Source organism: Limnobacter sp. (genome assembly GCF_036405155.1).
Classification (GTDB): domain Bacteria; phylum Pseudomonadota; class Gammaproteobacteria; order Burkholderiales; family Burkholderiaceae_B; genus Limnobacter.
In genome coordinates this window covers 38,877-53,178 of sequence record NZ_DASWYD010000010.1, presented here as the reverse complement: position 1 = coordinate 53,178, position 14,302 = coordinate 38,877, and the positions used below count along the sequence as shown (strand labels likewise).

At 58.5% G+C, this 14,302-nt stretch carries 9 protein-coding genes; 4 read left to right on the top strand and 5 right to left on the bottom strand.

Annotated features, from left to right (window positions below; translation table 11 throughout):
* Positions 1 to 2 precede the first annotated feature (2 nt).
* Genes VGE55_RS14405 through bcsB form a run of 3 tightly spaced genes read right to left on the bottom strand, consistent with a single transcriptional unit; the run spans position 3 to position 5,776 of the window.
* Positions 3 to 2,375, bottom strand: coding sequence for a cellulose synthase subunit BcsC-related outer membrane protein (locus VGE55_RS14405; protein ID WP_331132366.1), 2,373 nt, complete (start codon positions 2,373 to 2,375; stop codon positions 3 to 5).
* Positions 2,366 to 3,511 (bottom strand): cellulose synthase complex periplasmic endoglucanase BcsZ, encoded by a 1,146-nt coding sequence (gene bcsZ / locus VGE55_RS14400; RefSeq protein WP_331132365.1) that lies wholly within the window; start codon positions 3,509 to 3,511, stop codon positions 2,366 to 2,368. The genes VGE55_RS14405 and bcsZ overlap by 10 nt, the downstream gene beginning before the upstream one ends.
* A 3-nt stretch (positions 3,512 to 3,514) precedes the next feature.
* Positions 3,515 to 5,776, bottom strand: coding sequence for a cellulose biosynthesis cyclic di-GMP-binding regulatory protein BcsB (gene bcsB / locus VGE55_RS14395; RefSeq protein ID WP_331132364.1), 2,262 nt, complete (start codon positions 5,774 to 5,776; stop codon positions 3,515 to 3,517).
* A 241-nt stretch (positions 5,777 to 6,017) separates the two neighbouring features.
* Here bcsB and VGE55_RS14390 point away from each other — a divergent pair, with 241 nt between their 5' ends.
* Together VGE55_RS14390 and VGE55_RS14385 are read left to right on the top strand one after the other, a co-directional pair.
* Entirely contained in the window at positions 6,018 to 6,356 is a 339-nt protein-coding gene (locus tag VGE55_RS14390) for an STAS domain-containing protein (RefSeq protein WP_331132363.1), read from the top strand.
* Positions 6,356 to 9,484: a response regulator gene (locus tag VGE55_RS14385; RefSeq protein ID WP_331132362.1), complete on the top strand. Its 3,129-nt coding sequence runs from the start codon at positions 6,356 to 6,358 to the stop codon at positions 9,482 to 9,484. Before VGE55_RS14390 ends, VGE55_RS14385 begins: the two co-directional genes overlap by 1 nt.
* Here the strand turns inward: VGE55_RS14385 and VGE55_RS14380 are convergent, their stop codons facing one another.
* A complete protein-coding gene (locus VGE55_RS14380) occupies positions 9,485 to 10,369 on the bottom strand; it encodes a MerR family transcriptional regulator (RefSeq protein WP_331132361.1) in 885 nt (294 codons plus the stop codon).
* Between the two features lie 61 nt (positions 10,370 to 10,430).
* On the opposite strand from VGE55_RS14380, the gene VGE55_RS14375 reads away from it, so the two are divergent.
* On the top strand, positions 10,431 to 11,507 hold the full coding sequence (locus tag VGE55_RS14375) for a phospholipase A (protein WP_331132360.1): 1,077 nt from the start codon (positions 10,431 to 10,433) through the stop codon (positions 11,505 to 11,507).
* Positions 11,504 to 12,373, top strand: coding sequence for a hypothetical protein (locus VGE55_RS14370; RefSeq protein WP_331132359.1), 870 nt, complete (start codon positions 11,504 to 11,506; stop codon positions 12,371 to 12,373). Before VGE55_RS14375 ends, VGE55_RS14370 begins: the two co-directional genes overlap by 4 nt.
* Before the next feature lie 27 nt (positions 12,374 to 12,400).
* Here VGE55_RS14370 and VGE55_RS14365 read toward each other — a convergent pair whose 3' ends face one another.
* A complete protein-coding gene (locus VGE55_RS14365; RefSeq protein ID WP_331132358.1) occupies positions 12,401 to 14,302 on the bottom strand; it encodes an ATP-binding cassette domain-containing protein in 1,902 nt (633 codons plus the stop codon).

The following is a 14,302-nucleotide window of genomic DNA, read 5'->3' as shown; positions in this document are numbered from 1 at the left end:
ATTCAGAACCGCGAATAGGGGGTGATGCCCTCTGGCGGAACGCTGATGTCAAACAGCCCACCAAAGGAATACTTGAGGTACACCTGCGCCCGGTCCGGGTTGTAGCCCTCTGATCGGTCAATTTCCATGAACGCGCCCACCACCAGATTTTTCATCAACTGGTGCTCCACCTGGGCTCGAAGGCCTGTGCTGGTGCCGCCACCCGGGCCTCCGGGGTCACGCGTGGGGTTACCACGCGCCGCGGCTGCAGCAGCCAATTGAGGGTCCAGCGGGTACAGGTTGGTTGCGTCCTCTTTCGATTCGCTGGCACCCAAACTGGCCTGCACCCGCCATGACCACTTGTCGCTTCTGCCAGTCCAGGTGACCGGGATGGTGAACGACCCAAAGGCCTGAGGACTGTAATAGCCACCTTGGCCATAGGTGTAAAAACGCAGGTTTTTCTGGAATGACCACAAATAGAGCGATGCCCCAACCTCCACCTTCTGGCCTTTGTTTTGATACACCGTTTTGCTCAAAATGCCTTGCAGGTTCAGCTCGGTGTTGTCGGGTATGTGCTCGCCCGTGATGAGGTTGGCTTTGCCGATGCCCACAAAGTCCACTGTGGGGGACAGTGGTGTGTAATAGACGGCTGAGACGCCGTTTCGTCGCGCACCACCCCAGCGTTGCCCCGTCAAGGGGTCAATGGCGCCGGTGGTGGACAGCACGCTGCCCCCCACCATGCGACGGGCCACATCCAGGCGAAGCGAGCCATTGGCACCCACCGGGGTTTTCCACTGCAAGCCACCCACCCAGCTGTTCACCGGCAGGTCGCCCACCGTGCTGCCCAAGTCGGCGCGCCAGGTGTCGGTTTGCAAACCCACACCCACCACTTGTCCGCGATAGTTCTGATTCAGGAAGCGTGACTGAATCGCCGGGTCGTTGGCCACCGTCGTCCCCAATTGGGCAAAGTTGGTGGCGTTGGGTACATCCACCTGCCCTGCCTTGGCTTGCAATTGGTCCAGGCGCACAAACAGCCGTTTCTCAAAGTCCAGTGGCAGGTCCACCTGAATGGGCACTTCCGTGCTTTGAATACCCGACACCCCCGGGCTGCCATCAATCGTACTGCTCTCATAACCCATGCGCGCTTTGGGGCGCAGGCGTTCCTGCAATTCCTGCTGTTTGGCAAACACGGTGGGTTCAGCACGCCAGGGGCTGGGCTTCTTCAAATAGTCTGCCAGGTCGTTGTAGCGGCCGGCGTCTTCCAGGCTCGCCATTTGAGCCCGGTACTCACCCAGTTGAATCCGTTGCACCAAGGCATTCATGCCCTCAGTGCGCGCTGCGGGTTCAACCGGTTGAAGCAGTGCCAGCGCATCGGCGTTGCGGTTTTGTCGGGCGGCAATCAACGCGGCTGCAAAGCGCATGTCAGGGTCCGCGTTGATGGCCAAGCCATCCTGCATGGTTTGTTGGGCGGCTGCGCGACCTTCCCGGGTGTTCAAATCATTTTGCAGGCCGGCCAGGTCAAACCTGAACCACGCATAGTCTGGGTTCAGGGCCACCGCTTTGTTCAACAAGGCCATGGCACTGGCTGTGTCGCCCCGTTGTTTGGCTTGTTGAGCCTGGTCACTGAGCTGTTGGCCCTGTTCAAAGTTGCCCGGCGTGTTTGCCGGTGTTGGCCCTGTTGCAGATGTTGCACCACCACTGCCTTGCGCCACCGTTGTGTTGTTGCCTGGGGTGTTGGACGTGCCTGGCTTGCCAGCCGGGCGTGTGGTGGGCGTGGCCGCCAGGGCAGTGCCGCCCCCCAGTTCAGCCAATGCCGTGCGGTACCGCTTGTCCTGTGGGAACTGGCTGCTCAAGCTGCTCAGGCGTTGGCGAGCCATGGCCCTGCCTTCTGGCGTTCGGGCCATCAGTCCGTAAATCTGGACTGCAGCTTCTCCCACCGGTGGTTTGTCCAGCAACGACTGCAAGCGGGTGGGCAAGTCGGTGGGTACGCGCTCGCTGTTGGCCAGGTATTTCAATTCGGCAAACTTCTGGCGCTTGGTGCCCGCCAGTTCGATGGCCTGGTTCAGTTCCAGTGCCATGGGGTGGTCCATGCCCACCAGGCCCTGAAGCCGTTTGGCCCAAACGCCTGCGGCCTGCACCTCGCCTTTGCGCAATTCGACCAGGCCTTGCCAGCGCAGGGCAGAGGCATTGTCTGGGTCCACCAGCAGCATTTTGTTGAACATCTGGCTGGCCAGGTCGTACCGGTTGCGTTCCAGCCAATATTGCCCCTTGTCCTCCAGCACTTGCAGATTGCTGGCCTCTTGGGTGGATGCGGCGGGCGCTGCCCACGCACCTGCCGGTACAGCAGCAGTCAGCAGAACACACTGCACGGCCATCACGATGGGTTTCAACTGCATGGGTTGGCTCCCTTCCAGGCGGGTATCAACTCGCCATGCGAGCCGATGGTGAAACGTTTGTCCATGGCAGCCTCGCCAAACAGGGTCAGTGATGCATTGTAATAACCATAGGCCACCCATGCCTCGCGCGACGCCTGCCGCAGCCCTTGTTTCAACAGGGCGGCAGCCAAAACCGGTTCGCCCTGGCTTGCCGCATAAGGGGCCATGGCCACCTGAAAGCCCTCGGGCCCGGCATGGTCGGCCGGGGTGACTTTGTCTCCCGATTCAAACCATTCTGGCATGGATTGTTGTGCCCGAAGAATGTTGAGCACGGGGCGGGTTTGCTGCTTGAGTGCACCCAGCACAGGGTCGGTGGACGGGGTGAGTCCAATCCACAAATATGTTCGAATGGCATCGTAATCGCCCCGGCGGTCATCCCCTGCCCACGTCACTTGTCCATGCGTCACCTCAACCCAGTCCGGGAAAGCGCCGTCGCGTACCGAGGCCAGCAACAAATGCTGGCTGCCAAGGTAGAGTTGCGCCCAACGGGCATCGTCTGGCCAGGCCTGTGCCAGTCGCATCATGAGGAAGGGCGGCACGTAACTGGGGTTGAGCCGGACGGTGCCATCGGCCGCAACAAAACCCTGTGGCCCGGGCAGCACGCTCACACCCAGACCGTCCACGGTCAATGTTTCGTGTTGAAGAATGAGTTGGCCCACCGCCTGTGCTTTGGCTTGGTACGCGGGGTTGCACCACAAACGGCCTGCCTCCAACAGAACATAGCTGATCCACAAGTCTGCATCAGAGGCGCTGTTGGGGTCGATAACCCCCCACTGCTCCCCTTGTCGTCCCCAAATCCAGGCGGGCAAGGTGCGGCTCAGGTCGCCTTTCGAGAGGTTGTCCTCAGTCCATTTCAACAATTGGTCAAAGCGCTGACGGTCGCCCGCCACCAATGCAAAAAACAAGGCATAGGCCTGGCCTTCAGACACCGTTCGCAGGTCCGTTTGGCTCCGATCAATCACCCGGCCATCGCTGCTGATGAATGCCTGCTGGTAGCCTTCCCAGGCGGGCCAGCGGTTGGAAGCCTGACAGGCTGTGGTGAGCAAGCCCGCGAACACCACTGCACACACCAGGCTTGGAAAACCCCGCATGCTCATGCCTTAGTCGCCCTTGATGCGACGCGACGCCCTTCTGGACAACCAGCCATACGCAATCAATGCCAGGGCCATGCCTGCTAGGGCACCGCCCAGCGCAATCAGTACCGGGTGCTCGGAGAAGGCAATCCGGATGCGCAGCCACCAAGGCAGGTTGCCGCTGATGAAGGTGTTGCCGATGTGGTAAGCCTGCAGTTCGTCCCCTCGAATCAGGGTCACGCTGCCGCGAATTTTGGCAATGTCGGTGTAGTTGCCAAACGCAGACACGGCCCGTTCAAAGCCTTCTTCATTGGAACCCGTCACCACCAAGCCGGTCTTTTTGCTGCCCCACGGCGATTCAAAGCCCAGGATGGCACCCAATGTGCCGCCACTTTGGATCAAGGCGCGGGTTTGTTCTGTGGGGGGCAGGTCTTCCCGGTTGGCCCAAATTCGATCGAGCCAACCCACTACGGGGGACAAGCCCATGCTGCGTTCGGTGTTGTTGAGCACCATCGGCAGGCTCATTTGCTCGGCTGCAAGCCAGGGCAGGCGATCACTGCGACCCAGGGCAACCCAGTGTTTGGTGCCCACGCTGGCTTTGGGGTCGCCAGTGATGACAGACACCCGGTTGGCTGGCAAGCCGGTCCATTGACCAAACAGTCCCATCAGGTTCAGGTAGGCCCGAATCTCCGCACTGGTGGGTTGTTCGGGCAGCACCACAGCGCTGTCCGACAAGTCTGCAAAAATAGAGAAGGGGTACCCACCATTGGCAAATGCAGTCAGGTTGGGCATTTTGGTGTAGTGCGGCAAATCGGAAAAATCCACCGTGGACTCCGGGTCGATGGCCCCGCGAGCTGTTTGATTTTGGGTGACGCAGGCGCTGCCGCCCTCTGGCATAAAGCCAAATCCAAAGGTGAGTTCATTGCTGCCGCCGACCCTGAACGCTGGAATCTGGAATGCGGTTTCACTGGCCAGTTCGGCCTGGCCCAACAAGTCAATGTTGAGTCGGTTTTGACCCTGTTCCGACCGGGGGGCCAGTCGGAACGACTGCACCAAGGCACTGTTGATTTCCACATTCAGCAGCGAGTCGTTCCACTTGGATGGGGCTGTGTATCGGTATTTCAACGCCAGTGGCACGTTGCGGCCAGTCCAGCTGAACAGGTCGGGTGGCAAGCGCAGGTTCAGCCGCACTTTGGGGTTTTCCACGCTGGCTTCCAGTTGCGTGGGGTAGTCCATCAGTTCCGCAAATCGAACCGGTCGGTCTGTGGCCACGTAACGCGGGGCATCGTAGGGCTTGCGGGGTGCGCCCAGGTTCACCTTCTTGACCACCGCCACTTTGCCACTCAGCACTTGGCCTTCCACCACCAGTCCGTATACGGCCTGGAGGAGCTCTTCGTCGTTGCGGCCCAAGACGTACAATTGCTTGATCCAGGGTTTGTCCGCTGATGAGCCCATGGCCAGTGTGGGGCCTTCAAGCGCCTTGCCACCCAGCGACTCTGGCAATTGGTCCGTCACATTCAAAACAACGCTGTGCCGGTCTGTTGCAGGCGTTGGCAACACGTCAAATTCGGCTTGCCGGTAAAAGGCTTGGGCACCCATCCACGAGGCCAGCACCCCGGCAGCCTTCAGGCTGTTGGCGTCAATTTTGGCGGGCAGTACCACGGGCAGCTTCAGCTTTCGGTTGTCCCGTGGGTCAAAGAACGGGGCTGGCAGCACCGCCAGGTCGTCCACCAGCGTCAAAGGTTCTGTGGCCAAAGTCAGCGTGCTGTCCGGTCGAATATCAACCCGCAAGGTCGGGTTGTTGGGGTCGCGGCAGGTTGTGTCGTACGTGGCGTCCAGCTCAATCCGGATCGCCGAAAAATCGGTGAACAGCGCGGGGTCCAGGTCAATCCGAGTGGTGTGCAATACGCCTGCCTTGTTCTCGGTCAACGGGGAAATGGCCGCCAGTTGATTGTTGACATACACCCGCAGAAACGACTGGTCGTGTCGCATGCCGGAGGGGTAGATCATTTTCAGATTGAGGCTGGCCTGCTTGACCAGTTCATCGAGCCGAACACCTGAATTCAACTCAACCGATTTGTTCACGCCGGTCAGCTTGATGCCGCTGGGTTGGCCCATGTTGGCCAGGGTCAGTGTGCGTTCGGCATTCGCAGATGCGGCCGGTGTCGCGTTAGACGCGGTGGAAATGGATGTCGCTGCAGTGGTTGGCTGCAGGGTCACGGGTTGAGCCTGGGCCGAAATGGCAAAGGCTGCCACGGTCAACAGGGTAAGCGGAAGCAATGGGCGCATAACGTTCGGTCGTGTGTTCAGCGATTGGGCTTTGAAGAGGTTTACCTGCGAAAGTCGGCTGGAAACCCACTGTTTTTGTCAATGTGACTTAAAACTACACAGCAAATTAACCCGCTGTTCACACGATATCTTAATATTCGCCGTATGCTAAGGTATTCATGTCATTTATTCATGACAACGAAGGGGTTTGGATGATTCTGGCAACGCGACTGAACGGGCCTTCATCAAGGAACAATGAATCATGATTTCAACTGAAGAGCTCGATGGCGCACTGGTGGTCCGGGTTGACGCAGTCCGACTGGACAGCGCCGTGGGTACCATCATTCGCAACACCGTGGTGTCCAAAATTGACACACAAAACAAAATCGCGGTGGACATCAGTCAGGTCAAGCTGGTGGATTCTGGCGGACTGGGCGCATTGGTGGCGCTGCTGAAAAATGTCATGAGTCACCAAGGCAAACTGGCGCTGGTGGGCATGCACAAATCGGTGCGAATGATGTTCGAGTTGTCCCGCATGGATCGCCAGTTTTTGCTGGTGGACGATGTGCCCAAAGCGCTGGATGCGCTCCGCAAAAACTGATGCCTTCAAGCAGCCCGATGATTGACCGGGCACTGCCTCGCATTCTGGTGGTGGACGACTCGGTGGTTGAACGCAGCCTGTTCGTCCACATGGTTTCCAAGTGGGGCTATGGGGTTGAAGTGGCGTCCAGTGGTCAAGAGGCTCTGACCCGCATCCAGAACGACAAATTCCAGTTGGTGCTGGCCGACTGGCAAATGCCGGGCATGCAAGGCACCGAGCTGTGCCAACAGCTTCGTGAACTGGCACTTGAACAATACACCTATGTGATTTTGATGTCGGCGCAGTCCGACGAAGAGTTTCTCATCAAGGCGCTGGACGCGGGCGCCGACGATGTGCTGAGCAAGCCCATTGATAGCAATGAGCTGGAGGCCCGTTTGCAGTCCGCGGTTCGCCGGATTGAGCTACAGGCCCAACTCAAGCACCAAACCGATGCCCTGGCCCAAGCGCACAAGGCGATTGCCGATGACCTCAAAACAGTCTCTGCATTGCAGCGCAGCTACCTGCCCCCTGCCGTGTCGCCATTCTCGGGGCTGCATTATCAGTGGTTGTCTGCGCCGTCCATGTACGTGTCAGGCGACCACTTGCATGTGTTCGAGCTTGAAGCCAATGTCTACGGGTTCTATTTGCTGGATGTGTCTGGCCATGGGGTGCCGGCCGCTGTCAAATCGATGCAGTTGGTCCAGATGTTTGCCGACCAGTCGTCCTCCAGCCTGCTGTACGACCAAGGCGGTGGTAACCAGACAGCCCGCACCGTGGCTCAACCTTCCCGGGTGGTGGCACGGCTGAATCGCCTGTTTCAGCAGACCGACACCGATTTGTCTTATTTCACGATGATCTATGGCCTCATCGACACGCGGACCCGGAGAGTCTCGCTGTGCCAGGCCGGCCACCCGTCGCCCCTGTTGATCAAGGCCGATGGGCGCGTGCGCACGCTGGGCGGTGGCGGTTATCCGGTGGGTTTATTCGACACCGATGATTTCGAGGACATTGACCTGCAGCTTGAGCAGGGTGATGTGTTGATGCTTTATTCCGATGGTGTCACCGAGGTGATGTCGCCACAGGATGAAGGCTTCGGTGAAGAACGATTGTTGCGCAGCATCGAGTCCCGCGTGCATGCGCATGGCGGCCTGCCCGGCCAACTGCCCAAGCTCATCGAGGAAAGCATTCGCGAATGGGGCGGCAAAGCGGTGCAACAGCATGGCTTTCAGGACGATGTGTCCATTCTGATGCTTTCCGCCGACAGTTTCCTGTCGCCAGTCGCAGTGCCCAATGGAGCAGAGTCCGACGCTGCTCAAGAGGCCAGCGAGACGGTGTTTCGGCATCAGGAGATATTGCCGGCCCATGTGCTGTACACCGACGACAATCTGGCGCCCAGGTCGATTGTCATTGTGGACGATTCCAAGAGCTTCCTCCGGATTTTCGAGGCCATGCTGAACAGCTGGGGCTATCGCGTTCACGCGGCGAAAAATGGCCATGAAGCGGTGGCCCTGATTGATTCGGTCAAACCCGATTTTGTGCTGACCGATTGGGACATGCCGGGCATGAGCGGGATTGAACTGTGTGAGTATGTTCGATCACATCAGGACTCGTACATTTACATCATCATGATCACGGGCTTTGCCACCCGCAATGACTTGCTCAACAGTTTGCGGGTGGGCGCTGACGATTTTCTCACCAAGCCGGTCAATCCCAGTGAATTGAAGGTTCGCCTCAAGACAGCCGAACGCATTGCAGACCTTCACACCAGTCTCGAGTCACGCCATTCCGAACTGGCTGCACTGTACGATGCCTTGCAGCGTGACATGCGGGAAGTGTCCCGCATTCAGCGTGCCCTGTTGCCCAAAACCCGAACCGAACCCTGGCCGTTTGCCCTGCAAATGTTGTATCAGCCCCAGGCTTATGTCTGTGGTCAGCAAATGGGCTTGCTGGAAACCCAGCCCAATGAGTACGGTTTTTTCATGATTTCCATGCCGGGCGACGACACCTCCACCGCCTTGCAGGCCATGGCCCTGTCCCGTTGGTTCTCGCTGGACCGCGCGACCCAGGTGCTGTTCCCGCAAGACCCGTCGAGTTCAAAGTTGCGCCGCCACTTGGCCTCACCGGCGTTGGTTCAAGCCGAGTTGATGGAAATTTCCCCTTCCTTGGGAGCCAAACGTCGACCGTTCGATTTGCTGTATGGCTTGTTGAATCTTGATCAGGGTTCGCTGTTGCTGGCCGGCTTGGGTAACTGGTCTGTGTTGATTGCGCAGCCCGGCGAGGCACCGCTTTTTCAGGCCGTGAATGCACCCCAGGGGCAGGTCATTTTTCAGGACTTGGTCAAGCCCGGCAGCCGACTGTTCATTTACCCGTCCGTGTGCGCTGAAGGCCTTGGCCTGACTGACCCAGCCGTGTGGACCGAGTCGGTTTTGTTGCCCGATGATGCGCGTTGGCAGGGCAATTGCAGGCTTGAGGACGAGTTTGCCCGCTTATTGAGTTTGAACCCGGTGCTTGAATACAACCTGCAGGATTTCATGCTCAGTGGTATTCAGTGGCGCGAGCAGTTTGATGTACAAACCTGGGACTTTGCGCCGAACCAGATGGAATACTGGAAGCAGCGGTTGCTGAGCCTTGCCGTGCAAACCCGCGACCGGCTGGAGGCACAATGCGAAACCCTGCATTTGGGCGACTTGCGCGACAGCATGGCCTATCGCTTGGTGTGCGACACGACCAGCATTGGCACGGTAAGCCAAGCGGTGCGCGCATTTTCAGAACGCTTGGGCTACGACGACCAGGTGGCGTACAACGCCGATCTGGCCGTGTCCGAAGCCTTGACCAATGTGATGGTGCATGGTTTTCGGGCCGAACGACCCAAGCCCGCCGTGATTGCAGTGCTGGCCTTTGAGCACGCCTTGGGCATTGTCATCAGCGACCACGGCAAACCCATTCCCGCGATGGTGTTGGACGCCATCGCACAGCGCTGCACCATCAATGACGAGACCGAGCTGAATCGATTGCCGGAAGGTGGCATGGGGTTGAAGTTCATTCACCTGATCTCATCCCGTTTTGATTACGAATCCACCACAGAGGGCAACACCTTGTGGTTGGTGTTGAATGAGCATGGTCGGCAGCAGCCGCCAGTGCAGACCTGATCAGGCTTCGGTTGGTGGTTCGCTTTGAGACGGGGCAGCGGGCATGGACCAATCGGGTTTGATGCCAGACAGGTTCAGGCCGGGCAGTGCCTCCTCGGCCATTTTGTCCAGCAAACCCATGATGCGTTCGTCCACAAACTTGCTGGCTGACTTTTGAAGCGCACGCGACACTTCCGATTCAATCGCTGTCATGGCCAATGGCCGAATTTTCCAGATCAGTTGTGCCAAGCGCGGCAACTCTTCTTTGGGCGGCAGGTTGTCGCCGTACTGGTCCAGCTCTTTGACGAACAGGGATACGGCCTGGTCGCAGAAGCTTTCCAAGTGACTGCGCAGCGAGGCAATCAACTCCAGCAGGTCCATCAGCGGAATGCCGGCAGCGGCCATTTCAGCGCCGGCGTGCAAAATCTTGGGGCTGGTGGCCCGGTAACGCAAGCCATCGGGTTCCAGCAAACCCAATTCAATGGTGCGGGCCAAAGCACCCCGACTGAGGTTGGTGCCAAACATTGTGGCCAAATGCACCGGGTTGAAATTCTTGGGGGCCTCGTCCGTCCACGGGCTGGTGATGGCATGCGTTAAACCCAGCAATTGCCGCAGGTCGTAGCCTTTGTCGATGGCATCCAGCATTTCCTGAATGTTGCCCAAGGTGTAGCCCCGGCCCAGCATTTGGCCAATCAGCTTGAGCCGTGACAGGTGGTCTTCACTGTAAAAGCCAACGCGCCCACGTTTTTCGGGCGGTGCCAACAGGCCACGGTCTTGGTAAGCCCGCACGTTGCGCACCGTGGTGTTGGCCGTTCGGGCCAATTCATCAATGGTGTATTCCCGTCCTGCGCCGGTGGCGGACGGGTCTTTGGTCGATGAACTTTTCTTGAACCGGAAAGAAACCATGCTGTGATTGTAACCAAATGTGAGAGACTTTCGCCAACGCATCCTCTTTACAGTCCAAATCATGAAGCGCACCTTGTTGTTGACTGCCCTTCTGGGGGCACTGGCTTCGGCACATGCCGAGGACATTCATTACAAAACCCTGGATGAGCAGGCATTGCGGAAATGTTTGTTCCTGGAAGATGACCAATTGCGTTTGCGCTGCTTTGACGACGCGACCGGGCGCGCGCAAGTGGCGCAAGGTGGCAAAGCGCCCGAGGTGGCAGCACCACTGGATGGCGGCTTGCTGCTGTACAAAAACACCAGCGACAGCACCTTGTCCTGGCTGGACCAGCGGTGGGAATTGTCGCCAGAATCCAAGCGAGGCACTTTCCAGGTGCGCCCGTACAAGCCGGTTTACCTGCTGCCGCTGATTCACAACCGCACACCCAACACCCGCCCCAGCAGCCCCAACCCACTGAACACCGTCACCACACCCGAGAACCTGGACCAGAACGAGGCCAAGTTCCAGCTCAGTCTGAAAACCAAGGTGTTGGAAAACCTCGTGGGTGACAATGGTGATGTCTGGTTTGGCTACACCCAGTCCAGCCGCTGGCAGGTCTACAACAGTGCCATATCCAAACCGTTTCGGGAAACCAATTACGAGCCGGAGGTGATGTTCACCTGGCGCAGCAGCTGGAATGAATTTGCCGAAGCCACGGGCTGGAAGCCCCGGCTGTTGGGGTTGAGCCTGAATCACCAGTCCAATGGCCGCGCATTGCCCTTGTCGCGTTCATGGAACCGGGTGATCGGCATGGTTGGGCTGGAGCGTGAAAACACGCTGCTGCAAATTCGCCCTTGGGTGCGCATTTCCGAAGCCAAGGAAACAGACGACAACCCCGACATCAGCGACTACATGGGGCGTGGCGATATTTTGCTGGTACACAAAACCCACGGCCACGAGTTGTCCATGCTGGCGCGTCACACCTTCCGGGGGGGCGACCGCTCCCGCGGGGCCATCCAGTTGGACTGGGGAATTCCCATCAGCGGCAATCTGCGGGGGCATATCCAGTATTTCAGCGGTTATGGCGAGAGCTTGATTGACTACAATTACAAGTCGGATTACTTGGGCGTGGGTTTCTCGCTGGTGGGATGGTATTGAAAAAAGTTTGGCTGTTGTTCTGCGGCGCGCTGATTTTTTTTCAGCTCCACACGGCCCATGCGCTGCCGTCTGGTGATTTGTTGCCCCTGGAGCCCACGGCCTTGGTGCTGGCCGTGTCGGGCCGGGTGTCCATCACCAACGAGAACCGCCAAACCTACGATGCCCTGCCTTTGCACCGTTTGGTGCCTGGCCACAGCATTGTGTTGGCCAAGGGGGCACGCTTGTCACTCATGGTGCGGGCCACTGGCAACCGACGGGTGTATCAGGGGCCGGCAAGGTTGCTGTTGAAAGACCAGTTTGTGTCGGTGCGTTTTGGCGCACAGCCCACGGTGCAGGCTTTAACGCCATTGCAACATGACATTGCGGAACAATGGCTGGTGAGGTATCCACGGCGGGGCAACCAACCCGAGCCGCGCTTTTTGGGTTTGGATGTTGTGTCCCCCAAGGATGGTGCGATGTTGCTCAATCGATTTCCCGAGTTTGTGTTCAAGGGTGATTTGCCTCGGGAAGGGTCACTCCTGATTTTTGATGGTCAAGGCAAACGCTTTTGGGTGCAGCAGCTGGATGATGTTCGGGTGCATTTTCCCAATTCGGTCGAATTTGGGTGGGGGCAAAACTTCACTTGGGAAGTTCGAAAACTGACTGGTGGGCGCGTTCTGGCGGGTAGCTTTTCCATCGCCAGTGAATGGACTGCACGCAACCTGCTGGAAGCCCGTGTGCCCAATCTACCCAGCACGCCCCGTGAGGATTTGGCATTTTACGGCATGCGTTTGCAGCTGGCTTGCGCCTATGAGGAGGCCAGCCGAATTTGGGAGTCGCTGGGCATTGTGCTGGACTCCACTGGCCGCCCAAGGCGACTGCGATGATTGTGCATGAGCCGCCGCTGTGCGGGCTCATCCGTTGATCTTGCTTTCCAGTTCTTCCCAGCGCACATAGGCCGTGGCCAATTCGGTTTCCAGCGTCTGCATGCGTTGTTGTACCTTGGTGATTGCATCAGCTGCTTGTTCATAAAACGCCGGTTCCCCCATGGTATTCACCAGCTCAGCTTGCTCAGCCTCCAGGCGTTCAATCAAACTGGGCAAGCTTTCCAGTTCCCGTTGTTCCTTGTAGCTCAGCTTTTTTCCCTTGGGCGCCGGGCTCACAGGTTGAGCCTGCAGGTTGGAAGCTTCTGCCGGCTTTGCTGCCTTGCCCATCGGCTTGTCCTGCCAGGGGTCTACAGTGCGTTGGCGCAACCAGTCGGTGTATCCACCCACATAGTCGCCCACCTGGCCGTCACCTTCAAACACCCAGCAGCGGGTCACAATCTGATCGAGAAATTCCCGGTCATGGCTGACCAGAATCAATGTGCCCTGGTAGGCCATCAGCTTGTCTTCCAGCAACTCCAGGGTTTCAATGTCAAGGTCATTGGTGGGTTCGTCCAGCACCATGACGTTGGACGGGGCTGAGAACAACTGGGCCAGCAGCAGGCGGGCGCGTTCGCCACCGGACAGGCTGCGAACCGGTTGGCGTGCGCGGTCGGGTGTGAACAAAAAGTCTTGCAGGTAGCCAATCACATGGCGAGGCTGCCCATCCAGTGTGATGAATTCCTTGCCTGCCCCGATGATGTCCACCGCAGTGTCAGCTTCATTGAATTGACTGCGCAACTGGTCAAAGTACGCAATCTCCAGCTTGGTACCCAGTTTGACTGTGCCGGCGTCCGCCTTGATTTGCCCCAAGAGTGCTTTCAGGGCGGTGGTTTTCCCAACCCCGTTGGGGCCCAAAAAACCAATCTTCTCGCCGCGCAAAATCACGTTGCTGAAATTCTGCAAAATCGGAAAACCATCCAGCGTCAGGCTGAGCCCTTCGATGTCGGCCACCACTTTGCCGCTGCGGTCCGCCTCTTGCACCTGCACACGGGCGGTGCCCAACACATTGCGCCGTTCCGAAAACTGGCGGCGCATGTCCATCAAGGCGCGCACACGCCCTTCATTGCGGGTGCGGCGCGCTTCAATGCCACGACGTATCCAAACCTCTTCCTCGGCCAGCTTTTTGTCGAACAGGGCCATGGCCTTTTCTTCGGCTGCCAAAAACTCGGCCTTGCCTTTCAAGTAACCTTCATAGCCACCGGACCAGCTTTTCAAGTGGCCTCGGTCCAGGTCGCACACCCGGGTGGCCAGCTTGCGCATAAAGCTGCGGTCATGGCTGACAAAAATCACCGCCCCTCTGAACTGGCGAATCTGCTCTTCCAGCAATTCAATGCTGGGAATGTCCAGGTGGTTGGTGGGTTCGTCCAGCATCAGCACATCGGGGTTGCTCACCAGGGCGCGGGCCAGCATCACTTTGCGCTTCATGCCGCCGGAAAGCTTGGCAAAGGGCTGCCCGCCATCCAGCTTGAAGCGCGACAGGGTTTGCTCCACCTCACTTTCCAGGTGCCATGCATGGTGCTCGGCCAGTTCATGCTGTGCCTGCTCCAGTTGCGTGTTGTCGATGGCGCCGGGGTTGGCGTGGCTGGTGTGCAGCACATTGACCCAGCGCCCGATGGGCCCCAGCCCTTGAGCCACCACGTCAAACACAGTGGCGTCCACTTCATGGGGCACGGCCTGTTCCAGACAACTCACGCGCAGTCCATCACGGCGGATAACTTGCCCGTCTTCCGGTTGCGTGTGCCCCATCAGCACACGAAACAGCGTGCTTTTGCCAGTGCCGTTGCGGCCCAGCAAGGCCACACGCTCGCGTTCTTCCAGCGAAAAGTCCACTTGGTCCAGCAGCACCATGGTGCCGATGCGCAGTGACACGCCTTTCATTCCCAACAACAT